15 protein-coding genes are annotated in these 19,457 nt (G+C 59.0%); 9 read left to right on the top strand and 6 right to left on the bottom strand.

Features of this window, described 5'->3' with window-relative positions; all coding sequences use genetic code 11:
• The first annotated feature begins 38 nt into the window (after positions 1-38).
• The 4 genes from J7380_RS03505 (at position 39) to J7380_RS03490 (ending at position 5,211) form a co-directional block, all read left to right on the top strand.
• Complete coding sequence (locus J7380_RS03505) at positions 39-1,556, top strand: class I adenylate-forming enzyme family protein (protein ID WP_209194502.1); 1,518 nt, start codon at positions 39-41, stop codon at positions 1,554-1,556.
• Entirely contained in the window at positions 1,553-2,212 is a 660-nt protein-coding gene (locus tag J7380_RS03500) for a DsbA family oxidoreductase (protein WP_209194501.1), read from the top strand. Before J7380_RS03505 ends, J7380_RS03500 begins: the two co-directional genes overlap by 4 nt.
• A gap of 75 nt (positions 2,213-2,287) precedes the next feature.
• On the top strand, positions 2,288-3,496 hold the full coding sequence (locus tag J7380_RS03495; protein WP_209194500.1) for a multidrug effflux MFS transporter: 1,209 nt from the start codon (positions 2,288-2,290) through the stop codon (positions 3,494-3,496).
• Positions 3,497-3,552: 56 nt separating this feature from the next.
• A complete protein-coding gene (locus J7380_RS03490; protein WP_209194499.1) occupies positions 3,553-5,211 on the top strand; it encodes a hypothetical protein in 1,659 nt (552 codons plus the stop codon).
• A gap of 136 nt (positions 5,212-5,347) precedes the next feature.
• On the opposite strand, the gene mfd is transcribed toward J7380_RS03490, so the two are convergent.
• Together mfd and J7380_RS03480 are read right to left on the bottom strand one after the other, a co-directional pair.
• On the bottom strand, positions 5,348-8,806 hold the full coding sequence (mfd, locus tag J7380_RS03485; RefSeq protein ID WP_209194498.1) for a transcription-repair coupling factor: 3,459 nt from the start codon (positions 8,804-8,806) through the stop codon (positions 5,348-5,350).
• 21 nt (positions 8,807-8,827) lie between these two features.
• Complete coding sequence (locus tag J7380_RS03480) at positions 8,828-9,352, bottom strand: component of SufBCD complex (RefSeq protein ID WP_209194497.1); 525 nt, start codon at positions 9,350-9,352, stop codon at positions 8,828-8,830.
• 120 nt (positions 9,353-9,472) lie between these two features.
• Between J7380_RS03480 and hemB the strand changes: the two genes are divergently transcribed.
• The 4 genes from hemB (at position 9,473) to J7380_RS03460 (ending at position 14,319) form a co-directional block, all read left to right on the top strand.
• Positions 9,473-10,471: a porphobilinogen synthase gene (gene hemB, locus J7380_RS03475; protein WP_209194496.1), complete on the top strand. Its 999-nt coding sequence runs from the start codon at positions 9,473-9,475 to the stop codon at positions 10,469-10,471.
• Positions 10,472-10,610: 139 nt separating this feature from the next.
• Complete coding sequence (locus tag J7380_RS03470; RefSeq protein ID WP_170752849.1) at positions 10,611-11,183, top strand: YSC84-related protein; 573 nt, start codon at positions 10,611-10,613, stop codon at positions 11,181-11,183.
• A 169-nt stretch (positions 11,184-11,352) separates the two neighbouring features.
• Positions 11,353-13,815, top strand: a complete 2,463-nt coding sequence (locus J7380_RS03465; protein WP_209194495.1) for a penicillin acylase family protein — start codon at positions 11,353-11,355, stop codon at positions 13,813-13,815.
• A 108-nt stretch (positions 13,816-13,923) separates the two neighbouring features.
• The gene (locus J7380_RS03460) at positions 13,924-14,319 is read left to right on the top strand and encodes a nuclear transport factor 2 family protein (RefSeq protein ID WP_209194494.1); all 396 of its coding nucleotides are present in this window, start codon (positions 13,924-13,926) and stop codon (positions 14,317-14,319) included.
• Between the two features lie 3 nt (positions 14,320-14,322).
• Here J7380_RS03460 and hflX read toward each other — a convergent pair whose 3' ends face one another.
• The 4 genes from hflX to trkA form a co-directional block, all read right to left on the bottom strand.
• Complete coding sequence (gene hflX, locus J7380_RS03455; protein WP_209194493.1) at positions 14,323-15,594, bottom strand: GTPase HflX; 1,272 nt, start codon at positions 15,592-15,594, stop codon at positions 14,323-14,325.
• On the bottom strand, positions 15,594-15,833 hold the full coding sequence (gene hfq, locus J7380_RS03450) for an RNA chaperone Hfq (RefSeq protein WP_005982826.1): 240 nt from the start codon (positions 15,831-15,833) through the stop codon (positions 15,594-15,596). Before hfq ends, hflX begins: the two co-directional genes overlap by 1 nt.
• Positions 15,834-15,959: 126 nt before the next feature.
• Positions 15,960-17,498 carry a potassium transporter TrkG gene (locus J7380_RS03445; protein WP_209194492.1) on the bottom strand — a complete coding sequence of 513 codons (1,539 nt, stop codon included), beginning with the start codon at positions 17,496-17,498 and terminating at the stop codon, positions 15,960-15,962.
• Positions 17,498-18,874, bottom strand: a complete 1,377-nt coding sequence (gene trkA, locus J7380_RS03440) for a Trk system potassium transporter TrkA (RefSeq protein ID WP_209194491.1) — start codon at positions 18,872-18,874, stop codon at positions 17,498-17,500. Before trkA ends, J7380_RS03445 begins: the two co-directional genes overlap by 1 nt.
• A 96-nt stretch (positions 18,875-18,970) precedes the next feature.
• Here trkA and J7380_RS03435 point away from each other — a divergent pair, with 96 nt between their 5' ends.
• Positions 18,971-19,450 carry a hypothetical protein gene (locus J7380_RS03435; RefSeq protein ID WP_209194490.1) on the top strand — a complete coding sequence of 160 codons (480 nt, stop codon included), beginning with the start codon at positions 18,971-18,973 and terminating at the stop codon, positions 19,448-19,450.
• Positions 19,451-19,457 lie beyond the last annotated feature (7 nt).

Raw genomic sequence — 19,457 nt, 5'->3', positions numbered from 1 at the left:
CGCTTGCAACGCGGCAGTCGTCACGTTAGCCAAGGCCCATGCTGTCTGTGTTTGATCAAGGCCCTCCCCCGCCCTGTCCCGCGCCTTTCAATCTGGCGGCCCATGTGTTGCGTCATGCAGATCGTCTGGCGGAAAAGACGGCCTTGTCCGTCATCGGCGGGAACGGTCCTAAGGACTGGACCTATGCCAAGCTCAAACAGGCTATTCTGGGAACAGGGGCCGGGCTGCTTCAGGCCGGGTTGCATCCCGGCGATATCGCGTTGATGCGCCTTGGGAATACTGTTGATTTCCCCATCGCCTATCTTGGAGCAATCGCAGTTGGGATTGTACCCGTTCCTACGTCGTCGCAGCTGACCGCGCCCGAGACGGCGAAGATCATTCAAGATCTGAACCCCACCGCTGTGCTCCGAGACCCCTCGGTCGTGTGCACGGATCACCCGATGCAGATCACCCTGCCAGACCTTGCCGCGATGCGGAACCTACCGCCCGCCGCGTTCCAGATGGGTGACCCCGAGCGTGTGGCCTATGTGGTCTATACGTCTGGTACTTCCGGTAAACCGCGTGCCGTGGCGCATGCACATCGTGCGATCTGGGCGCGACAAATGATGGTCGATGGCTGGTATGGGCTGCGCGAGGATGACCGACTGTGTCATGCGGGTGCATTTAACTGGACCTACACCTTGGGCACGGGGCTGATGGACCCCTGGACCATCGGAGCGACCGCGTTGATCCCCGACCCCGGCACCGCGCTTACCTCACTGCCAAATGTGATACGCGACCACCGGGTCTCGATCTTTGCCGCCGCGCCGGGCGTGTTCCGCAAGATAGTCGCATCGACTGGTACTTTGCATTTGCCCGAACTGCGCCACGGCTTATGCGCAGGCGAAAAGCTGTCGCCAACTCTGCACCAGCATTGGCTGCGCGCCACAGGGACTGAGCTGTTCGAAGCCTACGGAATGTCTGAATGCTCGACCTTCATCTCGTCCAGCCCCGACCATCCGGCACGGGGTGAGGCGCTGGGACAACCGCAACCCGGTCGCCGCGTGGCGATCCTGGGCCCGGATGGTCCGGTCCCGCAGGGTCAGGAAGGCACCATCGCCATTCACCGCGATGATCCGGGTTTAATGCTGACCTATCTGAACGCCCCGGACGAGGCACAGGCCCGGATGCAGGGTGACTGGTTTCTGACCGGTGATCAGGGCGCCATGGCCATAGACGGCCAGATCACCTATCTCGGGCGCGATGACGACATGATGAACGCGGGCGGCTATCGCGTGTCGCCTGTCGAGGTTGAGGCCGTGTTGTCCCAGCTTCCCGGCATCACACAGGTCGGCGCTGCCGCAGTCGAGGTCAAACAGGACACGTTCCTGATAGCAGCCTTCTACACCGGGCCGGAAAAGCTGGACGAGACGGTCCTGCGCACCTATGTGGAGGCCAACCTGGCACGGTACAAACAACCCCGCGCCTTCATCCACCTGCCCGAGCTTCCGACTGGCGGCAACGGAAAACTCCTGCGCCGGGCGCTTCCGGCCTATTTCAAGGCGAGCCAACCATGACCCAGACCGTCAAGCTTGATATCATGTCCGACCCGATCTGCCCGTGGTGTTACATCGGCAAAACACATCTGGATAAGGCATTGGCCGCGGTCCCTGATCATCCGTTCGTTATCGAGTGGCACCCTTTCCAACTGAACCCCGACATGCCCGATGCTGGTATGGACCGCCGCGAGTACCTCGAACGCAAGTTCGGCGGCAAAGAGGGCGCGGTACGCGCTTATGCGCCGGTGGTGGAACACGCAGAAAACGCAGGTCTGAAAATCGACTTTGAAGGGATGAAGCGCACCCCCAACACGCTGGACGCACATCGCCTAATTCACTGGGCCGGAATCGAAGGCAAACAGACTCAGGCCGTGGATGCCCTGTTTGATGCCTATTTCGTGCAGACCCGTGACATTGGCGACCACGAGGTTCTGGCCGATATCGCAGATACAATCGGCATGGACGCCGCTGTCGTTCTGAAACTGCTAAAGTCAGACGCGGACCGGGAAGATATCAGCAAACGCGACAGCCACTCACGCCAGATGGGAGTAAACTCGGTCCCCACCTTTATCGTGGCCAACCAGCATGCGGTTCCCGGTGCACAACCGCCCGAGATGTGGGAACGTGTAATCGCTGACATCATGTCTCAACTTGAGGCTTCCTCTGCAAATTAGCACAGCCCCCTGTGCATCGACATGGCTGGCGCCCCCTGACCGCGCGTGATAGCGCGAACAGGTCAGGAGGGCCCAATGGCGCATCGTATGTCACGCGGAGAGTTTGTCGCGCTTGTCGCAATGATGTTTGCGACGATCGCCTTTTCCATCGACTCGATCCTGCCTGCGCTGCCTGATATCGGCGCGCAGTTCAGCCCTGATGACATCAACAAGGCGCAACTGATCCTGACCTCGTTTGTGTTGGGGATGGGGATCGGCACGTTCTTTACTGGCCCGTTGTCAGACGCGTTTGGCCGCAAACCCGTAATCTATGTGGGCTCGGCGCTTTACATTGTGTCTGCGGCGGTGGCTTGGGCCAGCTCATCGCTTGAGATGTTACTCATCGCCCGCATTTTTCAGGGAATGGGCTGTTCCGCCCCGCGCGTGGTTGCGATGGCCATCATCCGCGACCTCTATTCCGGGCGTGAAATGGCGCGCATCGTCTCTATCGCTATGATGATCTTTACTCTGGTCCCTGCGATTGCTCCGATGATGGGCGCAGGTGTCATCGCTTTGACGGGATGGCGCGGCATTTTCGTATGCTTCATGCTGTTTTCGCTGATCACCATCGTCTGGATGGGCCTGCGCCTTCCCGAGTCTCTGACACCCGAGAACCGCCGCCCCCTGCGCTTTCCGCTGATGCTGGATGCGGCGCGTCAGATGTTTGCCCATCCCTCGGTTCGCGTGTCGATTTTGGTTCAGACCCTGTGCCTTGGAATGTTGTTTACGATGCTGACAATGGTTCAGCAGGTCTATGGCGAGATCCACGACAGCGCCCATAGCTTCCCGTTTTGGTTTGGTTTCGTCGCGCTGATGTCCGGCTCGGCCAGCCTGTTGAATGCGGCGCTGGTGGTACGGTTGGGGATGCGGCGCATCGTGACCTGGGTATTGGGCGGTCAGATCCTGTTTACTTCATCTGTGCTGCTGCTGAATTCCTTCGACCTGTCTGCCAACCTCTCCTTCGCCCTGTTCGTCAGTTGGCAAACGGCGGTGTTCTTCATGGCCGGAATGACCATGGGTAACCTCAACGCCATCGCGATGGAGCCGATGGGCCACATCGCTGGCATGGCGGCCTCGGTCATCGGCGCGGTCTCAACTGTTCTGGCTGCCGTCATTGCCGGTTCGATCGGGTTGCTGTTCGATGGGTCCATTCTGCCGCTGGGCGCTGGCATTCTGACCATGAGCACACTGGGTTTCGCCCTGATGTTGCATATGGGGCGAATCGAAAACCGACTGCCTGCCTGATCTGTGCAAGACTTTGAAATCGCGCTAGGCTTCTCCCAACCCAAGGGGAGACTCCGATGAGCGATTATTACGATTTGGGCACGTATTCCTGCCCGGTCACCACCACCTCACCCGAGGCACAGCTGTGGTTCGACCGAGGATTAAACTGGACCTATGGCTATAACCATGACGAAGCGGTCGTTTGCTTTCAAAAGGCCGCCGATGCCGACCCCGACTGTGCGATGGCATATTGGGGGATCGCCTATGCGGCAGGGCCAAATTACAACCTGCCCTGGGATCTGCGCGATGATCGAGGGCAGAAAAAGGCGCTGGCGCTGGCCTATGACGCGACACAGCAGGCGGTTGCTTTGGCAGACAGTGGGTCTCCAGTCGAGCAAGCCCTGATCCACGCCCTGCCCGCGCGATATCCTCAGCGCGATCCGATCCCCGACATGCATGTCTGGGACCACAATTTCGCCGACGCCATGCGCCAAGCCTTTGCCGCACAGCCCGATCATCTGGATCTGCGAACGATCTATGTCGAGGCGCTGCTGAACCTGACCCCCTGGCAAATGTGGGACTTGAAAACCGGCCAGCCCGCTAAAGGTGCCGCCACACTCGAGGCACAAAAGGCGTTGGAAGACGCCATGTCCAATGACCTCGCCGCCATGTCCCATCCCGGTCTGCTGCATCTCTATGTGCACCTGATGGAGATGTCGCCGACCCCTGAAAAAGCCCTGAAAGCGGGCGATGTCCTGCGCACCCTGGTCCCCGATGCGGGCCATCTGGTGCACATGCCGACCCATATCGACGTGCTGTGCGGCCACTATCACAATGTCGTTTATTGGAATGAAAAGGCCATCGAGGCCGACTTGAAATACTACGAACGCGAAGGCGCGTTCAATATCTACACAGGCTACCGTCAGCACGACTACCACTTCGTCATCTACGGCGCGCTGTTTCTGGGGCAGATGGAACCTGCCCTGCGCGCCAATCAGGGCCTGTGGGACACCACACCCGAAGAGATGCTGCGCATCGAAAGCCCGCCCATGGCCGATTACTTCGAAAGCTATATGTCCATGGGTCCCCATATCCTGATCCGCTTTGGTCGATGGGATGAGGCCAAGGCGCTGGAGCTGCCCTCGGACCCCGACTTATATCGCACACTGACTGCGACCACGCATTACGCCCGCGCGATTGCCTATGCCGCGACCGGAGACGTGGCCGAGGCCGAAACCGAAGAACAACTCTTTCTATCAGCTAAATCCCGCGTCCCCGAAACTCGTCTGATGCACAACAACCGTGTTGTAGACCTGCTGGAGATCGCCCGCGAAATGCTGCGGGGTGAGATCGAATACCGAAAGGAAAACTACGACGCGGCCTATGTCCACCTGCGCCGCTCGGTCGAATTGGACGATAATCTGCCCTATGACGAACCATGGGGCTGGATGCAGCCCACCCGCCATGCGCTTGGCGCTCTTTTGTTCGAACAGGGCCACGTGACAGAAGCCGAGGCCGTCTATCGCGAAGACCTTGGCCTTGGCGGCACACTCAGCCGCGCGTCGATCCACCCGGACAACGTCTGGAGCCTCAAGGGCCTACACGATTGCCTCAAGGCGCGGAACGAAACGGTCGAAATCCAACAGATCAGACAACGGTTGGACCTTGCCTTGGCTCGGGCTGATCGGGCAGTCGCAGCCTCGTGTTTCTGCGCTCAGGCCGCAATGCAAAGCTAAATCGCGCTGACGCGCGATGCCTCCGGCGGAGGTATTTTTAGCCAGATGAAGCCGGGATCCCTTGTTCATCTGTCCTGAAATATCCCGGGGGAGTCGCGCGGCACGCGCGGCGGGGGCAGCGCCCCCTGCACCGGTATCAGCCCGCTTTGGCCTTCTTTTTCTGGGCGATGACTTTCTCGGCCAGATCACGAGCGATGGCAAAAGCCCCTTTGATCTTGTCGCCGTCATTCTTCCAGTCGCGCCGCACAACGATCTTGTTGTCCTTTACCTTGGCCATGCCGCGCTGGTTTTGAATGAACTCAACCAGCCCCTGCGGAGACGCGAATTTGTCATTGTGGAACTGGATGGTGGCGCCCTTGGGGCCGCCGTCCAACTTGGCGATGCCTGCACGTTTGCACATGGCTTTGATGCGGACGACCAGCATCAGGGTGTTCACCTCTTTGGGCAGCTTGCCGAACCGGTCGATCAATTCCGCCGCAAAGCCCTCTAGCTCAACTTTGGTCGACAGCGACGACAAGCGCCGGTACAGACCCAGACGCACATCCAGATCGGGTACGTAGTCTTCTGGGATCAGGACGGGAACACCCAGATTGATCTGCGGCGCCCATTGGTCGTCGCTGTCGGACAACCCCTCCATCTCACCGGATTTGATTTTGGCAATCGCTTCTTCCAGCATCGACTGGTAAAGCTCATAGCCCACGTCGCGCATCTGACCCGATTGTTCCTCGCCCAGCAGATTGCCCGCGCCGCGAATGTCCAGATCCTGCGAGGCCAGCGTGAACCCGGCCCCCAGCGTATCCAGCGAGCCCAGAACGCGCAGGCGTTTCTCGGCCGTGGCAGTCAGTTTCTTACGCGGTTTGGTGGTCAGGTAGGCATAGGCGCGGGTTTTCGAACGCCCCACCCGGCCGCGAATTTGATAGAGTTGTGACAGGCCGAACATATCCGCCCGATGCACGACCATCGTGTTTGCGGTGGGGATATCCAGCCCGCTTTCCACAATCGTGGTCGCCAGCAGCACATCGTATTTGCCGTCGTAGAAAGCGTTCATGCGGTCATCAAGTTCCCCCGCTGCCATCTGCCCGTGGGCGACCACATAGGTCAGTTCGGGCAATTGCTCTTTGAGGAATTCTTCGATCTCGGGCAGGTCCGAGATACGCGGGACCACATAGAAACTCTGCCCGCCGCGATAATGTTCGCGCAGCAGCGCCTCGCGGATTGTGACCGCATCGAACTCGCTGACATAGGTACGGATCGCCAGACGGTCGATGGGCGGCGTGCCGATGATCGACAGGTCGCGCACCCCGGTCAGCGACAGTTGCAGCGTGCGCGGGATCGGCGTCGCGGTCAGGGTCAGGACGTGGATGTCGCTGCGCAACTGTTTCAGGCGCTCTTTGTGGCCGACACCGAAATGCTGCTCTTCGTCGATGATCAGCAGGCCCAGATTGTTGAAGCGAATGCCCTTGGCCAGCAGCGCATGAGTGCCGATCACGATATCGACTGTGCCGCGTGCCAGCCCGTCGCGGGTTTGCTGCGCTTCTTTCGCGGACACGAACCGCGACAGTTGGCGCACCTCCAGCGGGAAACCCCGAAAGCGGTCCTTGAATGACGCCGCGTGCTGGCGCGCCAGCAGCGTGGTCGGTGCGATCACAGCCACCTGCACGCCGGACATGGCGGCGACAAAGGCGGCGCGCATGGCGACCTCGGTCTTGCCAAAGCCCACGTCGCCGCAGATCAGGCGATCCATCGGCGCGCCGGAATGCATGTCTTCCATCACCTCGGAAATCGCGCGCAACTGGTCGTCGGTTTCCTGATAGGGGAAACGAGCGCTGAACTCTTCCCACGCGTGGGGCGGCGGGTCCATGACTGGGGCCTTGCGCAGCGCGCGTTCGGCAGCAATGCGGATCAGCTTGTCCGCCATCTCGCGGATACGCTCTTTCAGCTTGGCCTTCTTTGCCTGCCATGCGCCGCCGCCCAGACGATCCAGCAGACCTTCGTCATGGCCGTATTTCGACAGCAATTCGATGTTTTCGACCGGCAGGTACAGCTTGGACTGCTCGGCGTATTCCAACAGCAGGCATTCATGGGCGGCCCCAGCGGCGGTGACGACCTCCATCCCCTGATAGCGCCCGATGCCGTGATCCACATGCACTACCAGATCACCGGGCGACAGCGATTGCGTTTCGGTCAGAAAGTTCTCGGCCTTACGCCGTTTTTTAGGTTGCCGGATCAGGCGGTCGCCCAGCACGTCCTGTTCGGCAATAACCGTCAGGTCGGGGGTTTCGAACCCGTGCTCCAGCGCCCAGACAGCCAGATGCAGACCCCGTTTGCCGACGCGGGTGCCATCGGTGACGGGGATCGCCTCGGCCAGACCTTCGTCTTCGATCAAACCGGTCAGGCGTTCGCGCGCGCCTTCGGAATAAGACGCGATCAGCACCGGGCCTTTGGCCATCTTGTCCGTGATATGCGCGGCCAGAGCGCCAAACAGGCTGATGCTTTCCTGCTGTCGCTCGGGTGCAAAGTTGCGTCCAATCCGCCCGCCCGCGTCGATCACCCCCGGCCCGCTGGCTTGTGGCAGAGGGCTGAACTGCAGCACCCGCCGGTCGCCGACAGCGGCCTCCCACGCTGCATCGTCCAGATAGAGCAGACCCGGCGGGGTCGGCTTATAGACCGTGTCCATACGGGATCGGTTTTCCAGCGCCAGACGTCGGGTTTCATACTGATCGGCAATCGTGTCCCACCGAGCCAGACGCGCGGGCGTGACCTGATCATCCACGGTGATCGACGCATCGGGCAGATAGTCGAACAGAGTTTCCAGCTTGTCGTGGAAGAAGGGCAACCAGTGTTCGATGCCCTGATGTTTGCGCCCTGCACTGACCGCCTCGTACAGAGGGTCATCGGTGCCCGCCGCACCAAACTCGATGCGATAGTTCTGGCGGAACCGCGTGATGGCGGCATCGTCCAGAATGACCTCGGACACCGGGGCCAGTTCTACTACGTCCAGCTTTTCGGTGGTGCGCTGCGAGACGGGATCGAACCGGCGCGCGCCGTCCAGAACGTCTCCGAACAGGTCCAGCCGCACGGGGCCGGATTCACCCGGAGGGAAGATGTCGATGATGCCGCCACGAATGGCATAGTCGCCGGGCTCCATCACTGTGGGGCTTTGGGTGAAACCCATGCGGACAAGGAAATTGCGCAGCGCGGTCTCATCCACGCGGTGATCCACTCGGGCGGTAAAGGCGGCCTCGCGCAGAACCTCGCGCGCGGGCACGCGTTGGGTCGCTGCATTCAGCGTGGTCAGCAGCACAAACCGATCGGGCATCTGATGCACCAAGGCGGCCAGCGTCGCCACACGGGCGGCGGCGATATCAGCATTGGGCGAAACCCGGTCATAGGGCAGACAATCCCAGCCGGGGAACACAAAGACCGGCATGTCCGGCGCAAAGAACGCCAGCGCAGCGCGCATCGCTTCAAGCCGTTTGTCATCTCGCGCCACATGGCATACCGGTCCGCCCGAGCGAGTGATCTCATTCAGGACGAGCTGCGCGTCAAACCCTTCGGGCGCGCCGCCAACCGTGACATGGTTCGGAGCCTTCATCGCCCTGCCTTTCCGAATTCTCTATCCCAGAACGCCAATCGAAAAGTTCTGATACATACCCCAGAGCGAGGTGATCAAGATCGAAATCATTCCGACAATCTGCGTATAAATCCTGCATCTGGTCAGTATTTTGGCAACCGGTTCAAGGCCAACCTCGGTTCGTTGCAACTTACGAGCCGCCGAGATGTTGATCAGCATGACCAAACCGACCGGAAACAACAACAAGAATACCGCCTGTGCAAGTTCAATCCCGTAATAAAAGCCAAGCGTAGCCAGACCTGTGAAAAAGAAACAGCCAAACGCCAGAATAACCAGTCCCGAAACCTCGACGATGTAAATCAGCCGATTAACGTTAATCCGAACGATATCCAACAGATCCTGCTCGGCCTGACCTCCGTTGCGACGGGCGCGCGAAACGAGATCAAACGGAACCCCCATCGCCCAGTGGCTAGCTGAAGACCAAAGCACCGCCAGCACGATCCAATACCACAGATTGGAAAAGCTGCGCATGTCAATGACTTCAAAGATCGAAGAGTATAAGTTCACGCATCGGCCCCTTGTTCACTGTCACCAGGGACCCTCTTCGCACCGGCGCGTCCATCGTTACCCTTGAGACTACGCGGAATTCATGCCACCCAATGCGGGAATATTCAAGGAGAGTGCGACATGAAACCCACCATCGCCCCCTATCCCCGGACCCGCTTTCGCAGGGCCCGTCAATCGCCAGCTATACGCGGGTTGGTGCGCGAGAACACTCTGACCACGGATGATCTGATCTGGCCGGTCTTTGTCCGCGACGGAGAGGGTGTGGAAGAGCACGTTCCATCCATGCCCGGCGTGGTCCGCCGCTCGGTCGATTTGATCGCAAAGGCCGCTGTCGAGGCACAGGCGCTTGGAATCCCGGCGATCTGCATCTTTCCCTACACTGATCCCGGTCTGAAAACCGAGGACTGTGCCGAAGCCTGGAACCCTGACAATCTGTCCAACCGGGCAATACGGGCCATCAAGGCAGCGGCGCCTGATATCGCAGTGATGACCGACGTGGCGCTGGATCCCTACAACATCAATGGCCATGACGGCTATGTCGTGGATGGCGAGATTGTGAACGACCAGACCGTCGAGGCATTGGTGAAAATGACGCTCGCGCAGGCCGAATCCGGAGCAGACATCATCGGCCCCTCGGACATGATGGATGGTCGGATCGGAGCGATGCGTCAGGCGTTGGAAGCGGCAGGGCACCATAATGTGATGATCCTGAGCTATGCTGCGAAATACGCCAGCGCCTTTTATGGTCCGTTCCGCGATGCGGTGGGTGCCTCCGGCGCGCTGACCGGGGACAAAAAGACATATCAGATGGACCCGGCAAACTCGGACGAGGCCCTGCGGTTGATTGAACGTGACCTGACCGAAGGCGCGGATATGGTGATGATCAAACCCGGTATGCCCTATCTGGACATCTGCCGCCGAGTAAAAGACGCCTTCGGAGCGCCGACCTACGCCTATCAGGTCTCGGGCGAATACGCGATGGTTCAGGCCGCGGCGCAGAACGGGTGGATCGACGGGGAAAAAGTGATGCTGGAAAGCCTGCTTGCCTTCAAACGCGCGGGCTGCGACGGCATACTGACTTATTTCGCACCCGCAGTCGCCAAGTTATTGCAAGGTTAAAAGACATATTGTCGCGAATTTTCGCCGATTGTGATCGGTACGGGGCCAGCTTTCCCGTGACACGCAGAATCAATCGGCGTATCCTTGCAGATAAGATCGGGAACACCCGACAATTCAGGCAGTTATACAGAGAAAAAACATGAGCAGTTCCAACTCCCCCCGACTAAGCCGTCGTGGCTTTGCCATTGGCATGGCTGGCCTGACCCTGACTGCCGCTTGCGGCAACGGTGTCGGCAATTCGAACGCAGCCACGATTGATGCGCGTGTCGATGCGACCTTGACCGAAATGTACGCGCGCTATCCCAACACGGTTGAGATCGCCGAAAAGGCCAACGGCATGCTGGTCATGCCTTTGATCACCGAAGCCGGATTTGTATTTGGTGGCGGATATGGCCGCGGCGCACTGCGTATCAACGGCGCCACTGTCGATTACTACTCGGCAGTCAAAGGCACCGCCGGATTGCAGATCGGGGCGCAGCAATACGCACATGTCCTGTTCTTCATGACGCAAGACGCGCTAAACGATTTCCGCCGCTCCAGCGGTTGGACCGCTGGGGCCGATATCGGCTATGTGGTCAGCGATCAGGGCGATAGCCTTTCGACCGACACAACAACACTGCGTTCACCCGTGTTGGCTGCTGTATTTGGCCAAGCCGGCCTGCAGATTGGCGCCACCGTGGAAGGCACGAAATACACACGGGTCATTCCGTAAGACCCGAACCGGAGACCCCCAGTTTCGCCCCGCCCTGACCCCGGTCAGCGGCGGGGTTTGCGTTTCGTAACGGCGCAGTGGAACAAACTGCCCGCGCTGCTCTTTCGGTTCGCGATGGGTTCCTTTACTCTTGCGCCATTCGACGGATGAACAGGAAATTGGACCGCAGATGGCTATAGTATTTCGCTGGCTGGTGCGTATTGCATCGGGCCTCGTTCTGTTAACTTTGGCCGCTGTCCTGCTGGTGTATTTTCTGGCCAGTCAATCCTTGCCGGAATATGATCAGACGGTCGAAGTTCAGGGCCTGACAGCCCCGGTCGAGATCATCCGCGACACTGCAAATGTTCCTCATATATTGGGTGCGACTGACCCGGATGTGTTCTTTGGGCTGGGCTATGCGCATGCTCAGGACCGGCTTTGGCAGATGACCGTTCTGCGCAGAACCGCACAGGGGCGTTTATCCGAGGTTTTTGGCGCACGCACCGTTCACATCGACAAACTGTTGCGCAGACTGGACCTGTACGGGCTGGCCCATCGCTCGGTCACGGTTCAGGACGACTATACCAAAGCAGCCCTGCGGGCATATGCCTCGGGTGTCAACGCACGTCTGGCCGAGATCAACGAAAGCGCGTTGGGTCGCGGCGCACCCGAGATGTTCCTGTTCAACGCGCCGGTCTCTCCTTGGCAGCCCGGCGACAGCCTAGCGGTCATTAAGCTGATGGCATTGCAACTGTCCGGTCATCTTGAGGATGAGGTGCTGCGGGCGCGCACATCGCTGATGCTGAACGATGCCGAAAGACTGGCTGATATTTTACCCGATGTTCCGGGGTCGGGGATCGCAGCCCTACCCGAATACGCAGCTTTGTTTCCCGGCGTGCCCCGATACGCGGCGGGAACCCCAAGGCCCGATACCCCGTTGTCCCCATTGCCCAAGCGCGGACTGGCCGGAGCCTCTAACGCCTGGAGCGCCGCACCTTCACGTTCGGCCATCGGGGGCACCTTGCTGGCCAATGACCCGCATCTGGGCTTTACAGCGCCAGGCATTTGGTATCTGGCCCGGCTGCAGCTGGCCAAGGGTGGCGTGATCGGGGCAAGTATCCCCGGCGTTCCGGCAATCATGACAGGGCGCAGCGACCGTCTGGGATGGGGGCTGACATCGTCCTATCTGGACGACCAGGACATACATATCGAACAGCTCAACCCCGACAACCCTGAAGAATACCTGACGCCTGACGGTTTCAAACAGTTCCGCAGCCGTCCATCGATCATAGAAATAAAGGACGAAGCGCCCATTACACTGACCTTACGCTGGACAGAGAACGGACCTGTCCTGCCCGGCAGTGACTTTGACTTGGGAACCATCACGCCTCCGGGGCATGTAACGTCGTTGTCATGGACTGCGCTCAGCGCGCAGGATACCTCGATGTCGGCTTCAATGGCGCTGATGAATGCGGACACAGTGCGACAGGCGATTGACACGGCCGAGCTCTTCATCGCTCCGTCCCAGAACCTTTCGCTGGTCGATACGGATACCATTGGTATGAAACTGATCGGTGCGATGCCCCGCCGCGACCTGCGAAACCAAAGCCGGGGACGCATTCCGACACCGGGTTGGCTGAACGAAAACCGCTGGCAGGGACGTCTGCCCTATGGCGATAACCCCGAATTCGTGGCCCCTGCAGGCGGCATCTTAGGTAACACCAACAACAAGGTCATCAACCGCCCTTTCCCGCGACATGTGTCGTATGAATGGGGCGATACCCAGCGCATTCACCGATGGGAAAGGCTGATGCAATCGCGCGAGGTCCATACGCGCGACAGCTTTATCGAGGCACAGCTGGACACCGTAAGCTTCACTGCACGGTCCCTGTTGCCGCTGATCGGGGCAGATTTGTGGTTCACCGGAGCTTCGGCCCCCGAAGGTACACCGGAACGGCAACGTCAGATTGCACTTAATTTGCTGGCCGAGTGGAATGGCGAGATGAACGAACATCTGCCTGAACCTTTGATCTACGCGGCGTGGCTGCGGGCGCTTCAGATTCGTTTGATCTCGGACGAATTGGGGCCGATCGCGGCAGAGTTCAAGCATGTCGAGCCGCTGTTCATCGAACGCGTCTATCGGAACATTGATGGCGCGGCGGTCTGGTGCGACGTTCGGCAAAGCGCACCAACGGAAACATGTAGTGATATGGCCCGCCTTGCACTGGATGATGCGCTGATCTGGATCACCGAGAAATACGGCGGCGCGCTGCAATCCTTACGCTGGGGCGATGCGCATCAGGCGACCCATGATCACCCGGTTCTGGGCTCGGTCCCGGTTCTGCGGTTCTTTGTCAATATCCGCCAATCCACCAGCGGCGGAGACAATACTTTGCTACGCGGGCGCACCTCGGGCGAAGGGCCGGACCCTTTCCAGAACGTTCATGGTGCAGGATATCGGGGCGTCTATGATTTTGCCGACCCCGACAGTTCGGTCTTTATCACGGCAACCGGTCAGTCGGGTCATTTTCTATCCCGCTATTATGATGACCAAGCCCAACTGTGGCGCCGCGGAGAGTATATTCCGATGTCGCTGGACCTTGATCTCGCCCGTGCGGCTGCGGTCGGCGTTACCAACCTGATCCCGCGCTAATTTCCCCTGTTCGGCAAGACCTTGCCCCTTTTTTCAGCTTACGTGGACGAAAGCGGTGGTTTTGCCGTACCCTCCCCTAAAGCAAAGACATTTGGTTTGGGGGTATTTATGGCCAGCATTCGGGATAGGTTGAACAATCTCGCGCGCGATTATGCAATTGCCTGGAGTTCAGGCAACCCTGACGAAGTGGCGCAGTTTTACGCTCCTGACGGGCAAATCACGATAAACCGAGGAGAGCCGATTGTCGGACGGGCCGCAGTTGCTGAAATGGCGCGCGGGTTCTACGCAGACTTTCCTGACCTCGAGGTGCGCTGCGACATGATGCGATGGGCAGGTCGTGACGCCATCTTTGTTTGGACATTGGAAGGTCATCACGCGCAAACCGGAAACCATGTCATCACCCGCGGCTGGGAAGAGTGGGAATTGACCGAGGACCACAAGGTGAAAACTTCGCTGCGATGGTTCGACGCCGACGATTATCAACGCCAGATCGACGGGAAATAACGCCTAAAGCGCTGCGAATTGCGCGGCTTGCTTGTCCGTCCACAGAACAGTCAGTTCGAAACCATCCTCGGTTTGTTTTTCGGCCCGAACCACGTCCTGACGGAACAACCATGCCCGCTTGTCACCCTCGGCATAGCCCAACAACAGCGTCGTTTCGTGTCGAACGCCTTGAAGCTTGGTCGCTATGTCGGCCAAAAGCGGGCCAACCCCATCTCCTGTGACCGCCGAAATCGCGTAAACCTCAGGGTCACGATCCGCACGGGCAACAGCCGCTTCGCGTTCTTCGGGGTTCAACAGATCGATCTTGTTCCAGACTTCCAGACGCGGGCGGTTATCCTCGACCCCAAGAGAGGTCAGGATGGTTTCGACATCCTGCGCCTGTGCTTCAGTCTCTTCATGGCTGATGTCGCGGACATGGACGACGATGTCGGCACCCAGAACTTCCTCTAACGTGGCGCGAAAGGCAGCCACCAGCTCGGTCGGCAGGTTCGAGATAAACCCCACCGTATCCGACAGGATCACCTCGGGACCATCAGGCAGTTCGACCCGGCGCATAGTTGGATCAAGCGTGGCAAACAGCATGTCCTTGGCCATCACTTCGGCACCGGTCAGACGGTTGAACAAAGTGGACTTGCCCGCGTTTGTATAACCCACCAGCGCCACAATAGGATATGGTACTTTTGCGCGCGCGGCCCGGTGCAGTGTGCGTGTCTTGACAACTTTCTGCAACTGCCGCCGCAAGCGAACAAGTTGTTCGTCAATCGCACGGCGGTCAGCCTCGATCTGGGTCTCACCCGGACCGCCGACAAAACCCAAACCGCCCCGCTGGCGTTCCAGGTGGGTCCAGGCGCGTACCAGCCGTGTCCGTTGATAGCTGAGTGCGGCCATCTCGACCTGTAGAACACCTTCACGTGTCCGGGCGCGGTCGCTGAAAATCTCGAGGATAAGCCCCGTTCGGTCGAGGATTTTGACTTTCCACGCCTTTTCAAGGTTGCGCTGCTGGACAGGCGTCACCGGACCGTCGATCAGCACCAGTTCGATCTTGTTGTCATGCAGCCGCTCGGCCAGTTCTTCGATCTTGCCACTGCCGAACAACAAACCGGCCTGCGCCCGCGGCAAGCGCACAATTTCTGACCCGACCACGTCAAGGTCGGGCAACGCGGCGGCCAGTGCAACCGCCTCTGCCAGCGCCGGTTCGGGGGCACGGCGCTGTTCATCTGACTTGATTTCCGGATGCAGCACCCAGGCGCGGGTGCGCGTCCTGTCATGTTCCATCAAGAGGCGTCTTCGCCCTCATACAGGTTGATCGGCTGTGATGGCATGATGGTCGAGATCGCGTGCTTATAAACCAGCTGCGACTGTCCGTCGCGGCGCAACAACACGCAAAAGTTATCAAACCACGTGATCACACCTTGCAATTTCACACCGTTGATCAGGAAAATTGTGACCGGGACCTTTGCCTTACGTACATTGTTCAGGAACGCGTCCTGCAGATTCTGTCTGTCCGAAGCCATATTTTTATAAACTCGCCATTGTTCTTGCTACGCGCTGCGGACCAACGCGCTCCCTCTGGCGGAGTATGGAGTGTCGTTAACCGAGTTTCCAGATGAAAAATCAATCATTAACACGAGTGTTGATTCTCAGTCCCGCCACAAGGACGGTGTGATCAAGGCGATAATTGCCAGTGTCTCAAGCCGTCCAATCACCATGGCGGCGCACATTGTCAGCTTTGCGCCCTCCGATAGATCAACCAGTCTGATGGGCACGTCAGTCGCCAACTCGATCAAAGGGCCCGTGGTGCTGAGGGCGGCTACGGTCAAAACCATCGCCTGTTCGAACCCCGCGCCCATTGCTGCCAACAACATGTTGAACAATGCAGCCGTCAACGCGAACATCATCAGAAAGATCCACGCAATAAAGGCGCCATCGCTTTGGATGCGCTTATTTCCGCCCCCGACCCCGCTAACAGACGACGGGTAGATCAGCCTGTCGATCTCGCGCGCACCGTTCAGGTAAAGAGCAAACACACGCAGCAGCTTAACCCCTCCGGCTGTGGTCGCGACACCACCGCCAATCAGCGCGATTCCCAACAGAACAAGACCCGGAGTTCCCAACCCCGACAACTGTTGCGCATCGTTCCAGTTTGCACTTTCGAACCCAGCGGTGGTCAAAAAGGACAATACTGTGAAAACCATACCCCAGATCACACTGAGCGCTTGAACCGGCGTCAGTTGGTTGCCGATTTCGTTTACCCCGGCCCAAACGCGGGTGAACAACAGTGCGGCGACCGCGACAACGATCATAAGGCCGATCCGGAACTCGGGGTCTTTGTCTAGCCGCGAATACCCGGTTGTTGCCGTATCGGTGGAAAACGTCAGACGCGACAACGCGAAGAAAAGGAACAGAAAGATGATCGCCTCACCAGTGATCCCGGCCTGCGCTCCTTCTAATCCCCCGACCGGAGAGATGCCCGACGTCGCCATCGTGGACATCGCATGACAGATCGCGGTCAGGCCGGTTTCCCCGGTTATCAGCAGCAACAAACAGATCACCAGCGTTAACCCGGCATAAATCGGACTCAGCGTCCGGGTCACGCGGATCAGACGGCCGCGCGGATCAACACGTTCACTTTGCGCCACGCCTGTTACAGGACGTCCGGGCTGACCACGCGCCGTTACCTCGAACCCGCCAAGCGACAACGGCGCAAGAATGGCCGCCGCCGAAATCCACATCAGCAACCCGCCCATCCAGCCTACTTGGGCCCGCCACAGATGCAGCGGGGCGCTCAACCGTTCAGGATCAGGGAAGATATCCGCCCCCGTGGTCGTCATCGCGCTAACCATGTCGAAATAAGCATTCAGAAAAGTCGTGTTCCCCATCGCATCATGCAGCGGGACCGCTAGAAACAGCGGCAGCACTGTGAAACATGCCAGCAGCACGGCCAATTGCCCAAGAGTTCCCCGGCGAGGAATACGATTGGATGAGGCCAACGCAATCGTGGCCACCACAAACAAACCCAGTAATCCAGAGTAGAAGAACGACCGCGAGGTATCGTGGTCATTCAAAGCCAGCGCATAAGCCGCAGGTATCCACATCGACACCGCGGCGATGCCCCAGATCAACAAGAACAACGGCAAGCGCCGCACCAGTCCGATCTGATGTGCAACAACCCGCGCCATCAGAAGAAATCAATCGAAACCTGCATCAAGCGCTCGACCTCTGGCACATCCTTGGCCATCGCAAAGATCGCGACCACGTCTTTTTCCTCGATCCGCAGACTGCCCGAGGGGCGCACCAACTCATCGCCCTTGCGGACCGCACCCACCAGAACACCTTCGGGGAAGTCAATGTCGCGCAGCCTTTGCCCGGCCATTGGAGAGGTCGAGAGGACTTCGGCCTCGATCACCTCGGCCTCGGCGTCCCCGATCGAATAGACCTGCCGCACCCGCCCGTGCCGGATATGGCGCAGGATCGAACTGACCGTTGTCGCGCGCGGGTTGATATATGCATCAATGCCAAGCGGCCCCATCAGCGCGACCATGCTGGGGTCGTTGATCAAAGCAATCGCCAATGCGCATCCTTCAGCTTTGGCGCGCACGGCAGCCAGCATGTTGGCGCGGTCGTCATCCGTCACGGCCAGCATGGCATCCGCCCGTTCGATCCCGGCCTCACGCAGCAGCGCAGCGTCCAGACCATCGCCGTTCAGAACAATTGTCCGTTCCAATGCTTCGGCGGCCTGTTCTGCACAACTGCGGTCCCGCTCGATAATCTTGGCGCGGACGCGACTTTCGCGTTCTTCCAATGTGCGCGCGACTTCCAACCCGACATTGCCACCACCAACGATCACCACGCGATCCTGTTTCCTTTGCGCTTTGCCGAAAACCTCCATCGTGCGGTCCACGTCTTTGACATTGGAAAAGACATAGCATTCGTCACCAACGAACAGCTGATCTTCGGATTCCGGCGCAAACAACGTACCCTCGCGCCGCACCCCGACAACGATGGAACTGAGTGTCGAAAACAGATCCGTCAGCTGCCTCAGGGGCGTGTTCACGATCGGGCAATCCTCATCGATACGGATGCCCAAAAGCTGTGCCTTCTCATCCATGAACATCTCGGTATCGAAAGCCGAAGGCGCCGAGAGGCGGCGCATGGCGGCAGCGGCCACCTCGCGCTCGGGACTGATTACGACGTCTATCGGCAGGTGATCCCGACGGTAGAGATCTGAGTGAATAGCTTGCAGGTAGGATTTTGACCGCAAACGCGCAATCTTGCGCTGGATTGAAAAGACGGAATGCGCCATCTGACAGGTGACCATGTTCACCTCGTCCGAATGGGTCGCGGCGATGATCATCTCGGCGTCACGCGCACCTGCGCGTTCCAAGACATCCGGATAGCTGGCAAAGCCGGCAATACCCTGAACGTCCAGTGTTTCAGTAGCCCTACGGACAAGGTCAGGGTTATTGTCCACTACCGTCACGTCGTTCAGTTCGCCCGACAGATGCCGTGCAATCTGCCAGCCTACTTGGCCAGCGCCGCAAATGATGACCTTCATATCGTGGGCCCTTCTGCCTGAACGTTTTGAATGACAGATGGTCCCGAAGTGGTCAATTGAATTGTAAAATCCCAAAGGTCAGGGCATTCTAAGTCCATGAAAACAGTAATTCGTTTACTCATTCCTTTGACAGTCCTGACCGCATGCGGACCATTGTCGATGTACTATCGCGAGGGCGAAAGTGTATCGCGCGTGCAGACCGAGACGACGCAATGTCAGGTGCAGGCCCTGAATGATGCGCCAGTCGCCAATCAGGTTCGTCAGGGGCCGCCGACTTATTGGCCGGGACGAACATATTGCGACAGCCGCGGCCGATGCCACCGCACAGGCGGTTGGTGGCAACCTGGTCAGATCTACACAGTCGATGTCAACCAAGGCCTGCGCAACACAGTCGAAGCACAGTGCATGGCCGCCAAAGGTTATCGCCCGATCAGCCTGCCGCCTTGTAAGCAAAGCGTTAAAAGCCGCGTGCCCGCCGTTCGCACAACCGAACTACCACCCCTGAGCACCGAGTCCTGTTTCGTCAAATTTGATGATGGCTCTTTCCAGATCATCACACCTGGCCAGGCGGGTTAAAGACCCG

Origin of the sequence: Ruegeria sp. R8_1 (genome assembly GCF_017743815.1) — a bacterium.
Lineage (GTDB): Bacteria > Pseudomonadota > Alphaproteobacteria > Rhodobacterales > Rhodobacteraceae > Ruegeria > Ruegeria lacuscaerulensis_A.
Note: the sequence above shows the minus strand (reverse complement) of the source record. Positions and strands in the feature narration are given on the sequence as shown.